Origin of the sequence: Pseudohongiella acticola (assembly GCF_001758195.1) — a bacterium.
GTDB lineage: Bacteria > Pseudomonadota > Gammaproteobacteria > Pseudomonadales > Pseudohongiellaceae > Pseudohongiella > Pseudohongiella acticola.
The window spans coordinates 2652423-2673610 of the sequence record NZ_MASR01000001.1; the positions used below are offsets into that span (position 1 = coordinate 2652423).

The window sequence follows — 21188 nt, forward strand, 5'->3', positions numbered from 1 at the left end:
TAAAAGGAATATCTTAATTATTAAATATTCTTTAATGGAATAAGAAAGACAGTCTATACTGTCGCTCCATTGGTTCATAAACAGACACCGGAGAGACGTTGATCATGGAGTGGCAGGGCTGGTTATCGTTGAGTTTGACGCTGGGCGTGTTGGGCGTGCTGATCGTCACACGCCTGGCGCCGCACGTTGTGTTGCTCGGCGCGCTGGCCGTGTTGAGCATGACGGGTGTGCTGACTGCAGGGGAGGCGCTTGCCGGCTTTGGCAACCCGGGTCTGATCACGGTGGCTGCCATGTTTGCAGTGGCGGGAGGCCTGCATGCCTCGGGCGGTATTGATCTGCTGGTCAATAAATTGCTGGGACGCCCCAAAACCCTGCGTGCCGCCATGACCCGGATGTTGTTGCCGGTTCTGCCGTTAAGTGCATTTCTCAATAATACGCCGGTGGTGGCGACCATGATTCCGGCAATCAATGCCTGGTCGCGCAAAATCGGCATTGCACCGTCTCGCCTGCTTATACCATTAAGCTACGGCGCCATTGTTGGCGGTACCCTGACCATGATCGGCACCAGCACCAATCTGGTGGTGTCCGGCCAGTATGAAGCCCTGACCGGCAACAGCGGGTTCGGTATTTTCGCAATTACGCTGGTTGGTCTGCCGGTAGTCCTGGTGTCCGTGGTGTTCATGTTGCTGGTGCTGCCCCGATTATTACCCGACCGCAGTGCCAAACGCCCTTTTGCCAATATGCGCGAGTTCACCGTCGAAGTGGCGGTAGACGGCCACGGCCCTCTGGTCGGCCTGACCGTGGAAAAAGCCGGTTTGCGCGCACTGGAGCGGTTGTATCTGGTTGAGATTCTTCGTGGCGACACCGTTGTCACGGCGGCACCATCAGAGGAGATTCTGTTGGCTGGCGATCGTCTGGTGTTCGCCGGCGAGACGGAGGCGGTTACCGACCTGCTGCGTATTCATGGCATCACTGCGTCTGTTGGCAGCGGCAATGATACGTTAATGCAGGACCGTGCCGAGCGTCGTCTGGTTGAGGTTGTGGTGTCGCAGTCCTGTGCCGCCGTGGGAGAAACTGTGCGCAGTTCAAGGTTTCATGATCGTTATGGCGCCATTGTGCTGGCACTGGCCCGCAATGGCGAGCGTATCGCAGGCAACCTCGGCAATATTATCATCATGCCGGGCGATACCATGTTGCTCGAAGCGCGACCGGCGTTTGTCACGCGGCAGCAGTACAACAAAGACTTTCTTGTTGTTAACGATCTGGACAAGGAAACGCCCCGACATGAAAAGGCGCTGCTGTCCTGGGGCATTCTGCTGTTTGCTGTAGGCGCCGCCGGCCTGGGCGTGATCTCCATGTTGAATGCGGCCCTGCTCGCGGCTGGTTTGATGCTGGCGACCGGGTGTCTGAGCATTTCACAAGCGGAAAAAAGCCTCGACCTGCCAGTCCTGATCACCATTGCAGCGTCATTCGCGCTGGGGGCGGCATTGCAGAAAACCGGCGTTGCCGGCCTGCTGGCGGAGATCATGGTCACTTACAGTGGCGGGCGCCCCTGGTTGTTGTTGATCCTGATGTATGTCGCAGTCTCACTGCTGACGGAAACCATCACCAATAACGCTGCCGCTGTCATCATGGTGCCGCTGGCACTGGCGATCACGCAGCAGGCGGGACTTGATCCGGTACCCTTCATGTTTGCCATCATGATCGCCGCATCGGCCAGTTTTGCCACACCACTGGGGTATCAGACCAACCTGATGGTATATGGTCCTGGCAGTTATCGTTTCAGCGACTTTCTGCGTGCCGGCATACCAATGAATATCATCGTCGGCATAACCACTATCGGCGTTTTGCTGCTGTTCTGGCCGTTGCGTCTCTAGCAAGTGGCAACGGCGACGATTCAGGGCAACGAGAATACGTAAACAGCGTTACCGTCTGGCGGCGGCGCCAGATCGGGCGCTACCGCGCGTGGCACCATGCGCGGACTGGTACCCCCGTTTGCCGTGGTTACAGCGATGTACTGCTTGCCGTCGATTGTGAAGGTCAGTGGGTGGCCCTGTACGGCGGTGCCCAATCGCGTTTCCCAGACAATCTCGCCATTGCTGACATTGAATGCTCGGAAGCGTCGATCCAGATCCCCGACAAAGGCAAGGTTTCCGGCCGTTGACAGCACACCCGTTATAAAGGATGCGCGCTGTTCGTAACTCCAGAGTTCGGTCAGTGTGCTGACGTCATAGGCGGCGAGTTTGCCCAGGTTGCCATTGGTGCCAGGCATCTCATGAAAGCGACGGTTAGAAGCGAGTCCCCCTGACCCGGCCACCAGTTCCACCGCCCGCGCCCGGTTATCAAGACAGGTCTGACTCAAGGGCGCGATCAGGGCGCCGCTGGGCTCATGGTAGCTCATGGCATGCCAGTTCTTGCCCCCTGCGCTGCTGGGGCAGGCATTGACCCACTCATCAAGACGCGCATTGATGATATCGTCGCGATAGGTCACAGCGCCGGTTTCCGGGTCGATATGAGTAAACACATTCTGATACATGGTTTCGGTGTAACCCAGAAATTCACCGGTATCGCGATCGTTCTTCCACAGAATGCCGTGTTTGCCGATGGACAGCACCAGTTTTTGACCGTCACGGTCGACCAGCACGCGTTCAAAGACTTCATCCAGGTCCAGCGCTTCGCCGGGGACATGTTGGAAGTGCCAGACCAGTTCGCCGGTATCAGCGTCCAGTGCCAGTGTGGAGTTGGTGTACAGACCGGCATCGTGGATTGACATATGGCGGCTGGGCGGTGCCCAGGGTTTGGCCTGAGCCACGCCCCAATAGGTGAGATTTGACTCCGGGTCGTAGCTGCCGGTGATCCAGGTTTCACCGCCGGCGCGGAAAATATTGTCCAGGCCACCCCAGGTGTCACCACCGGTTTCGCCGGCCTTGGCGATGGTGTCAAAGCGCCAGGCCAGTTCGCCGGTGTCAGCATCATAGGCGCTGATATAACAGTCCTCGGGAATATAGCTGGCGCAGCCGGCAAGCCCAACGATAACTTTGTCGCCTGCGATCAGGGGGCCGCTGGAATTGGCAAAACCTTTGTCGCTATCCGCGATAACAACTTCCCAGACAGGCTCACCGGTGCTGGCATCCAGCGCCAGCAATCGCGCATCAGTGGTCGCCTGAATGATCTTGTTGTTGTAGATGGCAATGTTGCGCATGTCTTCACCAGTGGCCGGGCCGGCGGCGTGCTCCCAGATTAACTCGCCATCGCGCGCGTTCAGGGCCTGCACAACGTTGCCCGGGTTGATCAGAAACATGGTGCCGTTGTAGACGATGGGCGCGGGTTCCGAATCACCAACGTGCATGTTCCAGACCCATTCAAGGCGCAGGTCATTGACGTTGTCCAGGTTGACCTGATCCAGCTCACTGTAGCTCCATGCCTGTGGGTTGCCGCGCCACATCAACCAGTCTTCAGGTGAGGGACTGGCAAGTTGTGCAGCACTGACTGGGGTGAAGTCGGCAACAGTACCGGCGACGGTGACCCCGGTGACGGCGCTATCCTGATCGGCTCCGATGCTGGCAACGGCTGCTGAGCGGGGCATGTCATTCAGTGCCGTGCCGGAATCGGCGGTCAGCGGCGCAGTACCAGCGTCAGCACCATTAACCTGCAGAATGTGTGCAGTAATGTTGACGTAGTCTGATGTCTGCAGGGCCTCGTTGCCACCGGGCGGCATGCTGGTGCTGATCAGCTGGATCAGGGCGCTGCTGGTCTGACCACCCCAGCGCGTAACAAAAGCTTCACCACTCAGCGCAGGTGCGGCCGGGCCGCCGCTGAGGTCGGCTGCGTGGCAGGATGCGCAATAGGCGGCATAACCGGCTGAGCCCAGGCTTGCCTGGTTTACAGAGTAGGTAGTGGGTGAGTTGGCATCGGCGACATCCGTTGCGGGCACGCCATCGATGCCACTGCAGGCACTCAATGTCAGGGAAATGGTCAACGTGGCCAAGGGTGTCAGCCGAAGGCGTGAGACGGGGTGGTCGATAGCGTATGGCATGTTGGGATCCGTTTGTTTTATTGTTAGGTTAAACTCTATATGATTCGGGGTGTTGAGTACATAACGGGCTGCAAATGCGGGCAAAGGTACGGATGCAACAAAAACACATATGGAACATTGTTCTGATCTGGCTGAGTTGTTTGCTGGCATCAGGCGTCTCGGCGTTGGAACTGGAAAGTTTTCCCGGCGGCCTCGTGCCCGGCAGTGAAATGATTCTGTTCGAAGATGAAGGTGCCGAGCTCGATTTTGAACAGGCGAGAGCGCAGCTCAGCATCGCCGGATTACCCTGGGTAGCCCCGGGGCAGCCAAACCTGGGGTATCGCCGCAGCGCACTCTGGGTGAGGGTGGATCTCGATAACCGGTTCGAGGAACCCAGGGACTGGGTTGCCTATATCGGCTTTCCCAATCTTGATCGAGTCGATTTCTATTACCAGGACGCAGCAGGTGAGTGGCAAACCCACGCCGCGGGCAGTGCGCTGCCATTTCGCGCCCGGCACCTGTTGCACCGCAGTATCAATTTCGAATTCCAGGTGCTTCCGTCAGAAACCATGTCCATCTACTTTCGTGTCGAAAGCACGGGGTCATTGCAATTCCCGTTGGCGCTGGCCAGCGCCTCATTTTTTGCCTCTGAAGCGCAGCGCACCCTGTTTACATCAGGTCTGTATTACGGACTGATGCTGATGATTGCCATTTACAGTTTCACGGTATGGTTTACCAGCCGGGAGTCAGGTTTTCTGTATTTTGCCTTGTTGGTCGTGTTTGGCAGCCTGTACTCCCTTTCTGCACAGGGCCTGGCATATCAGTACCTGTGGCCGGAGGCGCCGGACTGGGCGAACAGGGCCACCAGTGTGTTCAGCCTGATGGCTAATGTCGCGGGCATTTTATTTGTTCGTTCTTTCCTTAATCTGAAGTCGCTGGACCGGCGACTCGAACTCGTCGCCCGGGCTTTCCTGGTGATGGCAGTGCTGGGTGTTGTCATCAGCCTGTTTGCCGACTCAGGCCTGGTCAATCGCATGGCACTGCTTTATGCCGCATGCCTGACCGTGTTGGTAACACTGTCAGGGCTGCTGGCCAAGCGGCGCCTGGTCAGGGCGGCACGTTTTTTTGTGTCGGCGTGGACAATACTGCTGGTGGGCATTCTGCTCGAACTTCTGCAGCGCCTGGGCGTCATTATTCCCCCATTACTGGCCTACAACGGTATCCAGATTGCCACACTGGCAGCGGTAACCGTATTGGCGCTCGGTTTGAGTGACCGGTTGCAGAGCATGATGGAAGGTTATAAAGCAGCGCAACAGGACCTGTTGCGGGCAAACCAGTTAAAAATTGATGCCCTGCAGCAAGCCGATAATGTCAAAGAAGAGTTTATTGCCAATGTGTCGCACGAATTGCGCACGCCACTGACGGGCATCATCGGACTGGCGGAAATCATGCTGGCTGATCGCTCCAGCGACCTGAATGCATCACAGCGGGAAACGTTGACTCTGATGAAGGTCAGCGCGCAACGTTTGTCGAGTCTGGTAAATGATGTAATCGATTTTTCTGCCATCAAAAACGGTCATCTTGCCTTGAGCAAACGCGACATTGACTTGAAACAGGTCTGCGAGCTTGTGGTCCGCATGACCCGCCCATTGATCGGTGACAAACCGATAAAGCTGGTTGAAAAATATCCAACGGCCAGACTTATCGTTGAGGGCGATGAAGACAGGTTGCAACAGGTACTGTTTAATCTGGTAGCCAACGCCGTCAAATTTACGCCTCATGGCAGTGTCACCATTGGTGTGGAGGTGCTGGAGCTGGATGTGAGGGTGTCGGTACGTGATACCGGGATTGGTATTTCGACCACTGAGCAGCAGAATATATTCAAGCGCTTTTACCAGATTGATTCCGATGAGGCGCGGCAGGCGGGCGGTACCGGGCTGGGCCTGTCCATTTCCCAACGGCTGCTGGAATTACATGAGTCCGAGATCATATTGCGCAGTACGCCCGGCGAAGGCTCGCTGTTCTACTTTGATTTGCCGCTGAAAAAATCGCTGCCGGAAGGCAAAAAGTCCGACAGGGCGGCCTCCGGCGAGGGCGCAGCGACAAAAGGTGATGAGGTGGTTGCGAAGCCGGCCGGTCTGACCGCTGCGCTGCAGGCGACCGGTATGAGTGTTGACCGACGCAGCAACCAGGGTCCGTTAAATGGCGACGACAACAGTGCCGAAAATGACCCGGCTGGCGGCAACATCCATCGGCAAGAGGAAAGAGGCAAGATTCTGGTCGTTGATGATGAGTATCTGAATCTGCGTATAGTGGAGTCGCACCTGGCGGATCGCTACCAACTCACCACCGCACTCAGTGGGGCTGAGGCACTGGAAATACTGAGCAACGAGAAGCCTGACCTTATCATTCTGGACCTGATGATGCCGGTGATGACCGGATACCAGTTCTGTCAGATTGTACGCAAACGATACGATTCAGACGAGCTGCCGATTGTGATCCTGACTGCCAAAAACCGTGTGGAAGATCTGGTCAAAGGGCTGAGCCTGGGTGCGAACGACTATATAACAAAACCGTTCAGCAAAGAAGAGTTGCGTGTCCGCATAGACAAACAGTTCGAGCTGCTCAACCTGACCCATGTCAAGCGCGACAACCAGCGCCTGAGCTGGCAGTTGCAGCGTTACGAAGAAAGTGAAAAGCGGTTGCGAGACCGTGAGCAAAGACTGGCGGCGCTGCTGGATGTGACCGGTGATCCACTGCTGGCGATCGATGAGACGGGTGTTGTTATCTTTATCAATAGCGCCGCTGAAGAACTGTTACAGGTCACTGCTGACTCGGTTTTACATCAATCGGTAAACCGTATATCAGATGAATTGGTGCCTCGCTCCCCGGCACTGGCAGACGCGGTACACTTCCCGTTTAGCGAAGACCGCATCTCCTGTCCCGGCAGCACTGAGTATTTCGATTTCGAACTGGAGTCGACGCGAGGGCGCTTCTGTTTGTTAACCATGCGTCAGGTAGACCAGGAATTCTATTTGATGGTCTTCGAGACCGGTGTGCCCGAAGCGCGCGTTGTCGATGAACAAGACGAAGCACCGGGCTCATTAAGCCTGCCCCAGATTGTCGAAGAAATAAATCGTAATGTTGAGCGCACGCAGTTGCTGGGCGAATATCTGTCGCAGATAAAGCCTGAGGATTTGCACAAGCACAAGGATCTGGTCGAAGAGTTGGGGCATATCGACAAGTTGATCAATCATCTGTCTGGTACGCTGGTGCCAGATGACGACGATGACAGTGAGCTTAAGTACCGTGAGGCCTTAGTCAAGGTGATGCAGGATTGCCACTATTACTGGCAGAAAGTGACCGGTGAGTCGATTATTGATCTCGCTGAGAAAAGCCGTATCTGGAGCGTCAGTATTGACAACGGGCGTTTGCGAACGCGATCAATGAATCGCTATCTGTCACTGGACAAGCTGCCTTCAAATCCAAGGTGGCGCCAGGTCGCCCGTACAGCCTACTTTGTTCTTTCCAAAGTGTCATCCGACGAGGAGGCGAGGAAAGCACTGGAGTCTTCAGTGGCAAGACTGCAGGAAATAGTCGAACAGAAGGCGCTCAACTGACAATATAGAACACGGCGCCTATAATAATGAGATCAGTATGAGAGCGTCCTTCCGTAGACTCGCAGCGCTAGTTGCTGCCACCTGCAGTTTGTCCGGTGCCGGCACGCCGGCGTTAGCGCAATACGGTGCCCCAGACGGTGAGTGGCATACCTGGGGTGGCGATCACGGCTTTACCCGCTACTCCGCACTGTCTCAGATTAATGCAGACAATGTCACCGAACTTGAGGTTGCCTGGCGCTGGCGTGCGCTGCCGCTCGGTAACAGGGCAGACAGAAATCTGAAAGCGACCCCGTTAATGATTGATGGGGTGCTTTACGTGCCGTCCGGTCAGCATCAGGTGGTGGCACTGAATGCCGCCACCGGGCAGGAGATCTGGCGTTACACGCCCGACCCCGCCAGTGTTGCCGAGCGCGGTCTGGGTCTGGGCAGCCGGTCTCTGGCATACTGGCGTGACGGCGAGCAGGCGCGCCTCTTCCACAATACACTCGACGGTCGTTTGCTGGCGATTGATGCGCACACCGGACTGGCAGATCCGGCGTTTGGCAATAATGGCACGGTACTGTTGCGGGAGGGTCTGTATCCCGATGGCAGCGCCGCCGAGTCGGTGGGTTCGTCGTCCCCGCCGGCAGTGGTAGGCGATGTTGTGGTGGCGCAGGTTGTCGGTACAATTACCGCACCCAATCAGGAAGCAACACCGGGCCATATTCGTGGTTATGATGTTCGCACCGGCGAGATGGTGTGGCGCTTCAATACCATTCCCCAACCCGGCGAGCCTGGTCACGACAGCTGGCACGGAGACACCTGGCGCCATACGGGCAATGCCGGGGTCTGGTCCATGATGAGTGTCGATACCGAAACCGGCTATGTCTATTTGCCGGTAGAGGCTGGCTCCAATGACTTTTATGGAGGGCACCGTCAGGGGGACAATCTGTTTTCACAAAGCCTGGTCTGCCTGGATGGCCGCACTGGCGAACTGGTCTGGCACTATCAATTGACGCATCACGGCCTGTGGGACTACGACCCACCAGCGGCGCCGATTCTGGGTGACATCGTGGTTGACGGTGAGCGCATCAAGGCAGTCACGCAGCTGACAAAGCAGGGCATGTCATTTGTCTTCGACCGGCTCACTGGCGAGCCGGTCTGGCCAATTGACGAGCGTGAAGTGCCGTCGAGTGAAGTGCCTGGTGAACGGGTTTCGCCGACGCAGCCATTTCCAAGCTTGCCGGAGCCCTATCTCAGTCAGGGTTATGATGAGGACGAATTGCTTGATTTTACGCCAGCGTTGCGCGCAGAAGCGCTGGAGATAGCGGGGCGCTATGTGCGCGGTCCCATATATACACCGCCGACACCACTGCGAGAGGGGGGCACCCAGGGTACCTGGGTCAATCCCGGCTACCAGGGCGGTTCCAACTGGAACGGCGGGGCATTCGATCCCGTCAATGGCCACATGTTTGTTCCGCTACGTAAGGCGCCAATGGCGGCTGCATTGCTGACGCCGGATCCCGACCAGACCAATTGGCGGTACCTGAGAGCGCCGTCGGTGTTTATACAGGGACCGCGTGACCTGCCCATCGTGCGCCCACCCTGGAGCCTGATTACAGCAACAGACATGAACCGCGGCCGTCATACCTGGTCTCGCAGTATCGGCCCCGCCTCTGACTACATTCGTCAGCATCCTGATCTGCAAGGGCTTGACCTGGATTTTGACAACATGGGTCACCCCATGATCAGGCCATCACCGCTCGCCACCGCCACCCTGTTGTTCCTCGCAGAAGCCGGACATTTAAGTGGCGACCCGGGCGGCCCGATGTTTCGTGCCTATGATAAAAATACCGGCGAAGTGGTCGCCGAGATCGAACTGCCGGCGAAAGCATCGGGTGCACCGATGACATACTTCCATAAGGGCTATCAGTATATTGTGATTGCCGTGGCAACCGCAGAACATCCGGCAGAGTTGGTGGCGTTGGCATTGCCCGGTGCTGTTACTCAGTACGCCCAGCCAGGCCCCGACTCTCTCCGTGGCCCTGGCGCTGACACAGCCGGCGTCCCGGTGCCGGACGTCACGCTGACGAGCGCGGAACGTGCGGCAGCGGCACAACAATTCGCTTTAATGTGTGCGACCTGCCATGGTGAGCAGGGTCGTGGCATCAGTGGAGGGTCGGCGCCGGCATTGACGAACCCGAACGGGTTGGCACAGATACGCAACATCATAGAGAGTGGCGGCGTGGAAATGCCGGCGTTTGGTTTGCAACTGGACGATACCGATGTTTCGTTACTGGCCCGTTACGTTGTCATGCTGTCCGTGCCCGGCCAATGAATCCCGGCTGGCAGCAGGTCTGATGGTCACTGAGCGCGACCGAACTGCGTTCGAAAACGGCTGGGTGAGGACTGCAGATGTTTGCGGAAATGGTGCCTCATGGTAATTGCGTTCTCAAATCCGGCGCGGCTCGCCACCCTCTCAATGGGCAATTGCGTGCTTTCCAGCAACTGTTTGGCAAGCTCCAGTTTCTGCAGAACAAGCCACTCGTTGGCGCTGATGTTCATTGAGGCACGAAACTTTCGGTCAAAATTGCGTCTGGACATGTTGGCCCGTTTAGCGAGCGCGTCGATGGTCAGACCTGTTGTCAGGTTGCTGATGGCCCAGTCCAGGGTGTCGGCGAAGTGATTACTTGTTCTGGCAACGGGTGCTTCGACAAACTGTGACTGTCCGCCGCTGCGGTGAGCGGCCATAACCAGTCTTCGCGCCACCTGGTTGGCGACCCTGTAACCGTGCTGCTGGCGAATAATGGCCATGCCCAGATCCAGGGCAGCGGAACTGCCAGCCGCGCAGCCAAGCCTGTTGTGAAACAGATAAAGTACGTCGTCGACATAGTGAATATCGGGGTATTGGTCACGAAAGACGTCGGCATAACGCCAGTGAGTGGTAGCAGACTGGCCGTCCAGAAGCCCGCTCGCTGCGAGCAGAAAAGCACCTGAACAGAAGCTGACAACGGTGCCGCCACGACCATGAAGTGCCTGGATTTCATCGATAAGGTCCGGGGCTGGCTGCATGTGCAGCGGCCAGCCGGGAATGACCAGCATGTCGTAGTCGGTCAGAGACGCCACCGGTTTTGCCTGCAACATGATATTGCCGGTTGCCCGAACCGCCTGCTCTCCGAAGCAGACCACGTCCGTTTCGTACCAGTCAGGGTACTCCGGCCTGGGCAGTGCAAACAGTTCAACGGCGCAGCCAAGCTCAAACAGGGCGGTGTCGGGATAGATCAGAATGGCGACTCGAGTCATGGCCTGATATTATCGAAGAGTGGCTGTTAAGCCAATAGCAACAGATGGGGGACAGGATAATAATTACCCTGAGTTCATAAATCAGGTCTCAGGAGGTAATATGTCAACGTCAGCCAATACACCCGTTGTTACAGGATCGTCGGCGGTTTCCCGTCCCGCCGCCGCACCCAGCGCCAGTGCTCTCAAGCATTTTGAGCATCTGTTGCAGTTCGAGACCGATTGCTGGGACGTGCACCATGCCATCAGCAATGCTCGACAGGATTTTGTCCTGCTGGATGTGCGAGGTGAGGATTTGTTTACGCGGGGTCACATCGCCGGCGCAGTCAATTTGCCACACACACGTATCAATGCAGACAGCCTGAGCGTATTTTCCGGCGCTTCACTTTTTGTTGTCTATTGCGCGGGACCGCATTGCAATGGCGCCGACAAGGCTGCCGTCAGGCTGGCCCGACTGCAGCAGCCGGTCAAAAAAATGATAGGTGGCATCACCGGCTGGCTGGACGAGGGGTTCAGTCTGGCATGTATGGACCCAAACAGAATCGAACCCTATTCAGGAAAACAGCATGACAAAGCAGGACAACTTTGATTTCCAGCCTACCCTCGAGGGACGAACCATTACGCTGCGGCCGCTGCAGCCCGATGATCTTGAATCACTGTACGCGGCGGCGAGCGACCCGCTGATCTGGGAACTGCACCCGGACCCGCAACGCTATCAACGTGAAGCTTTTGAGGCCCGGTATTTTAATGGGGCGGTCACCGCGGGCAGCGCCCTGGTGGCCATCGATAACGCCTCCGGTGAAATCGTTGGCTGTTCCCGTTATTACGAGTGGGACCCGGTGGCAGAAGAAGTGGCCATCGGCTTTACTTTTCTGGCACGCAGTCGCTGGGGTGGGGCTACCAACCGTGAAATGAAGATGTTGATGCTTGATCATGCCTTCAAGTGGGCCAGACGAGTCTGGTTCCATATTGGCAAGGACAACCTGCGATCGCGTCGCGGCACTGAAAAAATCGGGGCGCGCTTCTCGCATGAGAGCGAGAAGGAAATCAACGGGCAGTTGCACGAATACGCCTACTATTATGTTGACCGGCCACCCGCATCGGTGTCCGAGGTACTGGCTTTCAGCGAACAGGTCGCGCGCGATGCCGGTGCCTTGATGCTGGCAGAACTGCAACGTGATGAAGGGCCGGCAGCGCATTTCAAACATGACGGGCAGGAACTGGTCACCGAGGCGGATATCAAGGTCGACAAACTGATCTGTGACGCCATTCGGGCGCGTTACCCGACGCACCAGATACTGGCCGAAGAGTCAGCGCCGGACCTGACACAATTGAGTGAACGGGAAGGGCCACTGTGGATAATCGATCCGATTGATGGCACCGTCAATTATGCACATGGCCATCAACATTCAGCCGTGTCCATTGCCTGGGTGGTTGACGGTGTCGTGCAGAGCGGCGTGGTCTACAATCCCTACAACAATGAAATGTTTGCCGCCGCCCGGGGCAAGGGCGCAACGCTGAACGGAGAGTCGATACACGTAGCGCAGAAAACCGACCTGCGCCGCGCGCTATTCGCGACCGGGTTCCCCTACATCAAGAAGGACATGGCGCTTCTGGTCAGGCGGGTGGGATTGATGCTGGCGCATTGTGCTGATCTGCGGCGCATGGGGTCCGCAGCGCTGGACATCTGCTGGGTGGCCGCCGGTCGTCTCGATGTGTACTACGAAAACCTGAGTGTGTGGGATTTTGCCGCCGCACAACTTATTGCCATTGAAGCCGGTGCTCGTTACGGACATTTTCTGCCGGTTCCTGATGGTGTCAACCCGGTTTTCCACAACAAGAATATTCTGGTCAGCAATGCCACCTTGTACAATAAGGCCAGAGACATTCTGCTGCAGGCTGAGGACTGAGCCACCGTCAGGAGATCAGGGGCGCGCTGCCTGTTGACGACGCGCAGCAAGGCGTTCGCGCGCTTTCTCCAGGCGCGACAGCAATACGGGCAGAAATGTCAGGTCAAGAATCAGGGCCAACACCACAATCGGTACCAGCAGTCTGGCCGCCTGTTGAAAGTACAGTGTACTGGCCATTAGCAGAATCAATGCGCCCAATGCCAGCACTGCCGTGGTAATGGCCAGTGCCGGTCCGGCCTTGGTGACAGCTGCCTGAATGGCTGAGTCCACCGGCAGACCCTGCTGGCGTTGCCGCTGATAGGTGCTCAGAATATGCACGGTATCGTCTACCACCAGCCCGATGCTGATGCTGAACAGCATCATCACGAAGGGGTCCACGGTCCCGACCAGCAACCCCCAGAGACCAAACACCAGCGTCGCCGGCAGTAGATTGGGCACCACACTGACCAGACCAAAATACAGGCTTCGCAACCCTATTGTCAGGGCGGCCGTAATCATCACAAGGCTGATCAGGTAACTTTGAATCAACTCTACGGTGACGGTCCTGTCCATGCGTGCGAACAGCAGTGTGCTACTGCCGCGCATCAGTCGCATGGCGTCCCCGGCAAAGGCGTCAGTGAAAAATTCGCCTATGGCGACGTCGAGATCTATGATGCCCTGATTGCTCAGCGGGGTTGTGGTTATAAACAATCGTATGGTTGAGAAATCGGTATTAATGAAATTGGCCAGGGCGTAACTGTCCTGCTGCACAGAGACATAGTTCATCAGGTGTTGCTCGACCAGTTCAGCAGACTCCGGTAGGCGATAGTTGTCAACATTGTCACCCGCCTGCGACCCTTCAAGCGTGTCATTGATGGTTTTGACCACGTCTACCAGGCTGGCGGCATCCAGCACGTCCGGGCGCTGGCGCAGCCAGACGGACAGTTCATCAACGCGTTGCAAAAACTCCGGGTCTATGGCGCCATCTGGCAGTGGCGTTGAGTTGGCCGGGTTGTTGGCAACGATGCCGTAGTTCATGACGGTGCCGCGTTGCATGCGTTCGCTTAGCAACGCATAGTAGGCATGCAGCGGTGAATCCTGATCAATAAAATCCAGTCGGTCGAAATCCGGTTTGTTCAACGGCAACAAGGCCGCAGCGATCAATCCAGCTACAATTACACCGTAAAAGATGACACGGTGATAGTGCGCTACCAGATGCTGACAATAGCGCAGGAATGCGTTTGCCAGTCTGATGTCATTGACGGCTGTGCCCGCCATCATGACCAGTGCGGGGAAGCTAAGGAAACTTAGCAGCCAGGCGAATACAACACCCAGTGCGACGATGCTGCCAAATTGACTGATGGCGGGTGCCGATGCATAGTTCAGACTGGCAAAGCCGATGGCGGTCGTCAGTGCTGCCAGGCTGACCGGCCGCAGATTGAACGCCAGGCTCTGCTGCATGGCCTGTGCTGAGGTGACGCCGTCAGCCAATTGCTGACGAAAGACGGACAGAATGTGCGCGGTGTTGGCGACCGCAATAATGACAACAACCAGCGGCGCCATTACCGACACACTGTTCAGCGCGATATCGGCCCATGCCAATGTGCCAACCGTGCAGATGATGGTCAGTAAGGTCACCAGCAATATGCAGGCGCCGTGACGCACTGACTGAAAGCAATAACAGATAAACAGCACGCAGACCAGAATCACCAGCGGCAAAAGCCGGGTCAGATCCTGAATCATGGCGTCGCGCGTGGAGGTTTCAAACAACGCTTCCGCACCAGGCGCGAATGCCACGTTCGGGTGCGCCTGACGCAGGTCCCGCAAAACAGCGCTGATGGCGTCGGCAATTTCGCGATTCTGGGCCGAGGTGCTGGTGCTCAGGCTCAGTGGTGCCGAGAACAGTGCAAGGTCGGCGCCCGGCGATACCAGAATGCCATTGATAAACCGGTCCGCCATGGCTTTTTCGCGCGCTGCCTGCATGGCCTTGGCATCGATTTCATGAAAATTGCGGAAACGTCCGGGGAACAGGCCGATTTCACCAAACGGTGAATCGTAGGCGACCACCGAACTTGCCCCGGTCGTATACGGGATGCGCCGGTACTCTCGATGCAGCGCTCCCAGTGCTTCCAGAATGGGTGCAGAAAAAACGTTGGTAGCGCCCGATGCCGAGCTGACCGCGATACTGATGTCCTGTCGGTTGGGAAATTCGGCGGCCAGCTGGTTGCGATCGTTGACGTAGGCATCATTGTCACCGAGCAGCACCGATATTCGGGTGTCAAAACGGATGGACGATAATGCTGAAGCCAATAGTGCCGAAATCACAAGACAGAGCACCAGCCAGAGCACACGATAACGAACCAGAAGCCCTGGGGTCACTGGTCAGGTCCATAGGTCCCGAATGTGCCGGCATCGTCTTCCTGACACAACGCTATCCAGTTGCGAATACCCGTGCTGCGGAATTTTTGTTTATGCAGGATGAAATAGAAGCGCCGCATCCAGACCCGTTGCGGGGCATACAGTGGCAGCAGACTGCCCCGGCGAAAGGCTTCCTGCAGGGTAATCCGCGACAGACAGCCAATGCCCAGGCCGGCCTCCACGGTGCGTTTAATGGCTTCGGTGTGTTGCAGTTCCAGTCGTAATTTAAGCTTGGGCATCAGGCCATACATGGCGTGCTCAAAAGCCTGCCGTGTGCCCGAGCCGGCCTCTCTTATGATCCAGTCAGCGCTCAGCAGATCCTCATCACTGAGTGTCGGTCGGCCGGCCAGCGGATGGTCGGGAGCACAGAACAGGCTGAGCTCGTCGTCGCGCCAGGGAATGACTTCCAGGGTGGAGTCCTGGAGCTCGCCTTCGACCAGACCAATGTCAAGTTCAAAATTGCGTACTCGCTGGGTAATGGATGCGGTGTTCTCCACCGTCAGGTCGACGCGTGAGCCAGGATAACGATTCATGAAATCGGCCATGATCGGCACCGCCAGATAGTTACCGATGGTCAGGGTTGCGCCTACTTTGATATGGCCGACCTCACCCTGGCGGGCCAGCAATTGCTCGAATTCCGTGGCCTGGTTCAGCAGCGCGACGGCATGAGGGCGCAGGCTTTTACCAAAATCATTAAGTTGAAGGCGCTTGCCGACCCGGTCAAACAGCTGCATGTCAAAGCGTTGTTCCAACTCTTTCAGCGCTGCGCTGGCAGCGGATTGCGACATGGACAGACTATCGGCCGCATGTGAAACATTCTCGTGCCAGGCTGTTGCCAGGAAAACTTCGATCTGCCGCAGGGTGTAGTGCATGGCTGGGACTCCCAAGTGTTATCGTTATTTTCGATTAACCTTATAGCATTAAATCATTTTACTGGTATAGCGGGGCCGTATAGTATGCGCTCATCAAACTAATCCACTTTTTTGCAACAACGACAGGATTTTGAAATGGCTGCAATATCCAAACAGAGTGTGACCAGCGTTCATCACTGGAATGAGTCCCTGTTCAGTTTTACCACAACGCGAGACAAAGGTCTGCGTTTCGAGAATGGCCATTTCGTGATGGTGGGTATGGAAGTGGAAGGCCGTCCGCTGATGCGTGCCTACAGCATTGCCAGTGCCAATTATGACGAAGAGCTGGAGTTTTTCAGCATCAAGGTGCCGGATGGACCCTTGACCTCACGCTTGCAGAATATCCAGATTGGCGATGAGTTGCTGGTGAGCAGCAAGCCTACGGGTACGCTGGTAGCGGACCACCTGCTGCCGGGCCGGAATCTGTATCTTGTCGGGACCGGCACAGGCCTGGCGCCGTTCATGAGCATTATCCGGGATCCGGAAGTGTATGACCGCTTCGAAAAGATCATTCTGGTACACGGTGTTCGACGAGTCGTTGACCTGGCCTATCGGGATTACATCACTCGCGAGCTGCCCCAGAATGAGTTCTTTGGTGAGGAGGTCAGCAAGCAGCTGATTTACTACCCCACGGTTACCCGCGATGAGTTTGAGAATCAGGGCCGCGTCACCGATGTTCTGGAGAACGGCACCATGGCAAAGACGATAGGCCTGCCGCAACCCAGCCCTGAGCACGATCGCTTCATGTTGTGTGGTAGCCCGACTATGCTGAAGGATATGTGCCGGATTCTTGATGCCGGTGGCTTCAAGGAGTCCCGTCACGGTATTCAGGCAGAGTATGTGATCGAGCGAGCATTTGTGGAATAAGCACTGACGCTTGCCGCACCCATAAAAAAGGCCGGTCGCCTGAGGCGACCGGCCTTTTTTATGCCGATATTTAATTAATCCGGTTTAGCTCAGGAAAAAACCAACCAGGCAGCCCTTGGCATCCGGAATATCGCTCATGTTGACACTGCCGCCAGCCATGATGGTATCCAGCGCATCGGTCAGATAATGATTTGACGCGTTATTGCGCTGGGTTTCGTAACCCAGTTGGTCATTGATGGGGCCACGGAAGTGTATTTCGCGTGTTTTCGGATCAATAATAAAGACCTCTGCCGTGCGCTCAACACCCATCGAGCGTGCAACTGACTGATCTGCATCTTTCAGGATCGGAAAGGTGATGTTGAATTCTTCCGCTTCTTTGGCGATGCGGGGAATATCATCCTGAATAAAGGCGTTAATCATCAGGAATTCCACATTTTTTTCGGCATATTCCTCCTCAATCTCAAGGTAGGTCGGTACCGACAGGCGTGCAATCGGGCAGCCTGAACCGTGGACGTACATCACGATATAGTCTTTATCCTGATACTCATCCAGAGTGTGCATGACGCCATTCTGGTCCTGCAGTTCAAAGTCCTTGATCTGTTTCAGATAGTCTTCAGCCTGAGCGACAAACGGCATCAAGGCGAAAACCGAGAATATTAGAAATGTTATTGACTTACGCATAGTCAAACTCCCATTGGTGTGGCTTTATTACGTAACGATACCATTACTAGACCAATTCTGCTCGGACTTATCAAGTCCCTGATTGTGACTAATTGTGAGACTCCAGGGCCGGAATCGGTAATCGGAAACCCTGATCGGTGGAGTCGCCATGCATCGTCGCCCGGTCGGTGAGCCTTTCAGGCTCATTTTTTATGACGGCCTCCTTGTGAGATAACAATTTGCGCGTCAACAGGGTATAGTTCGGAGCGTTATTTTATGCCTTTATTTCTACACAAATGATGGATGCGTTATGCGATTGACACTTTCGCGCTGGTACAGTGCCCTGGTCTTTGACAGACCCTGGCTGGTGATCGCCCTTTTATTACTCTCGGTCGCTGGCTTCGGCTGGTATGCCCAGGATTTCAGGCTGGATGTGTCGGCCGACTCGTTGCTGATGGAGGGTGACGAAGAGCTCGAGTACACCCGTGAGATCAGCCAGCGCTACGGTGCCACTGACTCAGTGACAATTGCATTTACCCCACGCAACATGGACCTGCTCAGCGATGAGTCGCTGGCAATCATGTCGGCGATTGGCGACGAACTGCTGGCGATGGAACGTATTGAGTCAGTCAACAGCCTGCTTGATGTACCCATCTTCGGGGACACACCGCTTACCGGCATCTCTGAGGATTACCTGACCATCCTCGATGAGGAGGTCGATCGTGAAGCCGCGCGCGAAGAAGTGCGCACCAACCCGGTCTTCAGAAATGCCGTGATCAGTCCGGACGGCACCACCGGTGCGATGCTGGCGAGCTTCGAAGCCGACACCCGTTACACAGAATTGATCAACCGGCGCACGGAATTGCGCAACAAGCGCGATGCGGAAGGCCTCAGTGACACAGAAGCAGAGGAGCTGGCGCAGGTCTCCGAGCAGTTTGATGCCTATAGCGCTCGTGCTGCGGAACTGCGCCATCAGGACATCGCCGCCATTCGTGACATCCTTTCGCAATATGACGAGGAAGTGCAGTTGTATCTGGGTGGTGCGCCCATGATCGCTGATGATCTGGTGACCTTTGTACAGAACGATCTGGCGACCTTCAGTCTGGGCGTCTTCGCTTTTATTGTCATCGCGCTGGGGCTGATATTCCGACGCCTGCGCTGGGTTCTGTTGCCGCTGGCCTGCTGTGCCGTGGCAGGCATTATTGTGGTGGGTATTCTTGGCATAATGGACTGGAAGGTGACCGTGGTCTCTTCCAACTTCATGTCCCTGTTGCTGATTATCACCATTTCCCTGACGGTACATCTGATGGTGCGTTATCGCGAGCTGCGCGCCAGCCGTCGCTTCAGCAATCAGCAAAAAATTGTTCGCCATGCGGTGCGGGCCATGTTCCTGCCCTGCCTGTATACCGCATTGACCACCATTGTTGCGTTTGGCTCACTGGTTGTCAGCGGCATCTCTCCCATCATTTCATTTGGCTGGATCATGGTCATGGGCGTACTGACGGCGCTGATTGTGGTTTTTCTGCTGTTCCCGGCGCTTATGACGCTGCTGCCCGCCGAGAAGCGTGAGCGGCCCAATGCCATGCGCGCCAGTTTCACGGCCCTGCTGGCGAAAACCACAGACCGGCTCGGCAACAAGCTGTTGTGGGTTTATGCCCTGGTGTTTGTTGTCAGTGCCATTGGTATTGCGCGACTTCAGGTAGAGAATAGTTTTATTTCCTATTTCAGTGAAGACACCGAGATTTATCAGGGCATGAAACTGTTCGACGAAAAGCTCGGCGGCACACTGTCATTTGACGTGGTGGTGAAACTGGACGACAGCGCCAATGCTGATGATGGCTTTGATGACGGTTTTGACGATGGGTTTGGCGAAGAGGAAGCCGCTGGCAGTAACGACCCTTACTGGTTTACCGCAGACAAGATGAATCGCATAGAGCGCATGCATGAGTTTCTGGACTCGCACCCACAAACCGGCAAGGTCCTGTCTTTTGGCGCTGTGGTGCAACTGGCTGAAGAGCTTAATGGCGGCGAAGTTGACAGTTTCCTGTGGGCGCTGCTGTACACCATGTTGCCGGAGACGCTGCGCTCAACAGTATTGACGCCATTCATTGCCATTGAGGAAAACGAGATCCGTTTTAATGTCCGGGTCATCGAATCCGACCCCAACCTCAATCGCAATCAATTGATCGAGGAAGTCCGTACCGGCATGCAGGAAAATTTTGACCTGGCACCGGAGCAGGTGCGGGTCACCGGCACACTGGTACTGTACAACAATGTTCTGCAGAGCCTGTATCAGTCCCAGATCCTCACGCTGGGTGTGGTGCTTGCTGCCATCATGCTGATGTTCCTGGTCCTGTTCCGGTCGCTGAAGATTGCTGCCATCTGTATAGTTCCGAACATCATCGCAGCGGCGCTGGTGCTGGGTATCATGGGCTGGCTGGCAATTCCGCTGGACATCATGACAATCACCATTGCTGCGATCTCCATTGGCATAGGTGTTGATAACACCATTCACTACATGCACCGGTTCCGGCGTGAATTCAATCGCATCGGTGATTATCGGCAGACCATGTACTACTGTCACAGCAGTATTGCCAGGGCGATGTATTTCACATCATTGACCATTGTGGCAGGCTTCTCGATTCTGGTGCTGTCGAATTTTATTCCCACCATGGTGTTTGGTCTGCTGACCAGCATCGCCATGCTGGTTGCGCTGCTGGGTGCGTTGACATTGCTGCCGCAGTTGCTGATCGCTTTCAAGCCGCTGGGTGAAGAGTCTCACCCCGGGGCTTCGCAAAGCTCGGGCGTGGTACAATAGCCCTGTTGTTAATGAATTTTTATGGCCCTGCCTGCAGGTTGCGGGCAGGCCATGACGCCGGTTTTTGCCGATTTTTGGAGAGTATAGAATATGCAGATAATGTCGTCCGCCAACGAAGCGCCAGCGCAGCCATCCAGCCGGCTGCTTGACGAGAAGCTGTTCAAGGCGCGTGCGCTGACCATTTTTGGTGAAATCAATGACCGTCTGGCTCGCAATATCACCGAGCGTTTGCTGGCGCTGGCCGCGGACAGCAATGACCCCATTACGCTGTATATAAGCTCACCTGGTGGGCATGTGGAGTCGGGCGATGTGGTCTATGACATCATCAAGTTCATCGAACCTGATGTTCACGTGGTGGGCACAGGCTGGGTTGCCAGCGCGGCGACCACCATCTATCTGGGCGCCAAGAAGGAACACCGATTTGCACTGCCCAATACCCGCTTTTTGGTGCACCAGCCCATGGGTGGATCACGTGGCAGCGCGTCAGACATCAAGATCCAGGCTGAACAGATCATTAAAATGCGTGCCCGAATCAACAAATTGATCGCTGATGAAACCGGGCAGCCGCTGGAACGTGTGGCCAATGACACTGACCGCGATTACTGGATGACGGTCGATGAGGCGATTGAATATGGCATCGTCGGCAAGCAGATTCGTTCCATGTCGGACATAAAATAAATTGGCTTGAGCCGCACTGCCATCAGGCGGTGC

13 protein-coding genes are annotated in these 21188 nt (G+C 56.0%); 8 read left to right on the top strand and 5 right to left on the bottom strand.

What is annotated here, in order from left to right:
• The first annotated feature begins 104 nt into the window (after positions 1-104).
• Positions 105-1877, top strand: coding sequence for an SLC13 family permease (locus PHACT_RS11515; protein ID WP_070117898.1), 1773 nt, complete (start codon positions 105-107; stop codon positions 1875-1877).
• Positions 1878-1897: 20 nt separating this feature from the next.
• Here PHACT_RS11515 and PHACT_RS16255 read toward each other — a convergent pair whose 3' ends face one another.
• Positions 1898-4036, bottom strand: a complete 2139-nt coding sequence (locus tag PHACT_RS16255) for an outer membrane protein assembly factor BamB family protein (protein WP_070117899.1) — start codon at positions 4034-4036, stop codon at positions 1898-1900.
• Between the two features lie 92 nt (positions 4037-4128).
• Between PHACT_RS16255 and PHACT_RS11525 the strand changes: the two genes are divergently transcribed.
• Both PHACT_RS11525 and PHACT_RS11530 read left to right on the top strand, forming a co-directional pair.
• Positions 4129-7635 carry a 7TM diverse intracellular signaling domain-containing protein gene (locus tag PHACT_RS11525; protein WP_070117900.1) on the top strand — a complete coding sequence of 1169 codons (3507 nt, stop codon included), beginning with the start codon at positions 4129-4131 and terminating at the stop codon, positions 7633-7635.
• A 37-nt stretch (positions 7636-7672) separates the two neighbouring features.
• Positions 7673-9952, top strand: a complete 2280-nt coding sequence (locus PHACT_RS11530) for an outer membrane protein assembly factor BamB family protein (RefSeq protein ID WP_070117901.1) — start codon at positions 7673-7675, stop codon at positions 9950-9952.
• A gap of 26 nt (positions 9953-9978) precedes the next feature.
• Here the strand turns inward: PHACT_RS11530 and PHACT_RS11535 are convergent, their stop codons facing one another.
• Positions 9979-10917, bottom strand: a complete 939-nt coding sequence (locus tag PHACT_RS11535; protein ID WP_070117902.1) for a helix-turn-helix domain-containing protein — start codon at positions 10915-10917, stop codon at positions 9979-9981.
• A 100-nt stretch (positions 10918-11017) separates the two neighbouring features.
• Between PHACT_RS11535 and PHACT_RS11540 the strand changes: the two genes are divergently transcribed.
• Positions 11018-11503, top strand: a complete 486-nt coding sequence (locus tag PHACT_RS11540) for a rhodanese-like domain-containing protein (protein WP_083264537.1) — start codon at positions 11018-11020, stop codon at positions 11501-11503.
• Positions 11481-12824 (top strand): inositol monophosphatase family protein, encoded by a 1344-nt coding sequence (locus tag PHACT_RS16625; RefSeq protein ID WP_083264538.1) that lies wholly within the window; start codon positions 11481-11483, stop codon positions 12822-12824. The genes PHACT_RS11540 and PHACT_RS16625 overlap by 23 nt, the downstream gene beginning before the upstream one ends.
• Before the next feature lie 15 nt (positions 12825-12839).
• Here the strand turns inward: PHACT_RS16625 and PHACT_RS11550 are convergent, their stop codons facing one another.
• Together PHACT_RS11550 and PHACT_RS11555 are read right to left on the bottom strand one after the other, a co-directional pair.
• Positions 12840-15182 carry an efflux RND transporter permease subunit gene (locus tag PHACT_RS11550; RefSeq protein WP_070117903.1) on the bottom strand — a complete coding sequence of 781 codons (2343 nt, stop codon included), beginning with the start codon at positions 15180-15182 and terminating at the stop codon, positions 12840-12842.
• The gene (locus PHACT_RS11555) at positions 15179-16093 is read right to left on the bottom strand and encodes a LysR substrate-binding domain-containing protein (RefSeq protein WP_070117904.1); all 915 of its coding nucleotides are present in this window, start codon (positions 16091-16093) and stop codon (positions 15179-15181) included. The genes PHACT_RS11550 and PHACT_RS11555 overlap by 4 nt, the downstream gene beginning before the upstream one ends.
• A gap of 135 nt (positions 16094-16228) precedes the next feature.
• Here PHACT_RS11555 and PHACT_RS11560 point away from each other — a divergent pair, with 135 nt between their 5' ends.
• Positions 16229-16999, top strand: a complete 771-nt coding sequence (locus PHACT_RS11560) for a ferredoxin--NADP reductase (RefSeq protein WP_070117905.1) — start codon at positions 16229-16231, stop codon at positions 16997-16999.
• 84 nt (positions 17000-17083) lie between these two features.
• On the opposite strand, the gene PHACT_RS11565 is transcribed toward PHACT_RS11560, so the two are convergent.
• Positions 17084-17680: a redoxin domain-containing protein gene (locus tag PHACT_RS11565; RefSeq protein WP_070117906.1), complete on the bottom strand. Its 597-nt coding sequence runs from the start codon at positions 17678-17680 to the stop codon at positions 17084-17086.
• 289 nt (positions 17681-17969) lie between these two features.
• Between PHACT_RS11565 and PHACT_RS11570 the strand changes: the two genes are divergently transcribed.
• Positions 17970-20477, top strand: a complete 2508-nt coding sequence (locus PHACT_RS11570) for an efflux RND transporter permease subunit (protein WP_070117907.1) — start codon at positions 17970-17972, stop codon at positions 20475-20477.
• A 90-nt stretch (positions 20478-20567) separates the two neighbouring features.
• Complete coding sequence (locus PHACT_RS11575; protein WP_070117908.1) at positions 20568-21155, top strand: ATP-dependent Clp protease proteolytic subunit; 588 nt, start codon at positions 20568-20570, stop codon at positions 21153-21155.
• Positions 21156-21188: the final 33 nt, after the last annotated feature.

What these genes read in the sequence shown, in the direction of transcription:
- PHACT_RS11555 (WP_070117904.1), bottom strand. Translation starts at nt 16,093, where the DNA reads ATGCACTACACCCTGCGGCAGATCGAAGTTTTCCTGGCAACAGCCTGG.
- PHACT_RS16625 (WP_083264538.1), top strand. Translation starts at nt 11,481, where the DNA reads ATGACAAAGCAGGACAACTTTGATTTCCAGCCTACCCTCGAGGGACGA.
- PHACT_RS11565 (WP_070117906.1), bottom strand. Translation starts at nt 17,680, where the DNA reads ATGCGTAAGTCAATAACATTTCTAATATTCTCGGTTTTCGCCTTGATG.
- PHACT_RS11560 (WP_070117905.1), top strand. Translation starts at nt 16,229, where the DNA reads ATGGCTGCAATATCCAAACAGAGTGTGACCAGCGTTCATCACTGGAAT.
- PHACT_RS11575 (WP_070117908.1), top strand. Translation starts at nt 20,568, where the DNA reads ATGCAGATAATGTCGTCCGCCAACGAAGCGCCAGCGCAGCCATCCAGC.
- PHACT_RS11570 (WP_070117907.1), top strand. Translation starts at nt 17,970, where the DNA reads ATGCGATTGACACTTTCGCGCTGGTACAGTGCCCTGGTCTTTGACAGA.
- PHACT_RS11540 (WP_083264537.1), top strand. Translation starts at nt 11,018, where the DNA reads ATGTCAACGTCAGCCAATACACCCGTTGTTACAGGATCGTCGGCGGTT.
- PHACT_RS11525 (WP_070117900.1), top strand. Translation starts at nt 4,129, where the DNA reads ATGCAACAAAAACACATATGGAACATTGTTCTGATCTGGCTGAGTTGT.
- PHACT_RS11535 (WP_070117902.1), bottom strand. Translation starts at nt 10,917, where the DNA reads ATGACTCGAGTCGCCATTCTGATCTATCCCGACACCGCCCTGTTTGAG.
- PHACT_RS11515 (WP_070117898.1), top strand. Translation starts at nt 105, where the DNA reads ATGGAGTGGCAGGGCTGGTTATCGTTGAGTTTGACGCTGGGCGTGTTG.
- PHACT_RS16255 (WP_070117899.1), bottom strand. Translation starts at nt 4,036, where the DNA reads ATGCCATACGCTATCGACCACCCCGTCTCACGCCTTCGGCTGACACCC.
- PHACT_RS11530 (WP_070117901.1), top strand. Translation starts at nt 7,673, where the DNA reads ATGAGAGCGTCCTTCCGTAGACTCGCAGCGCTAGTTGCTGCCACCTGC.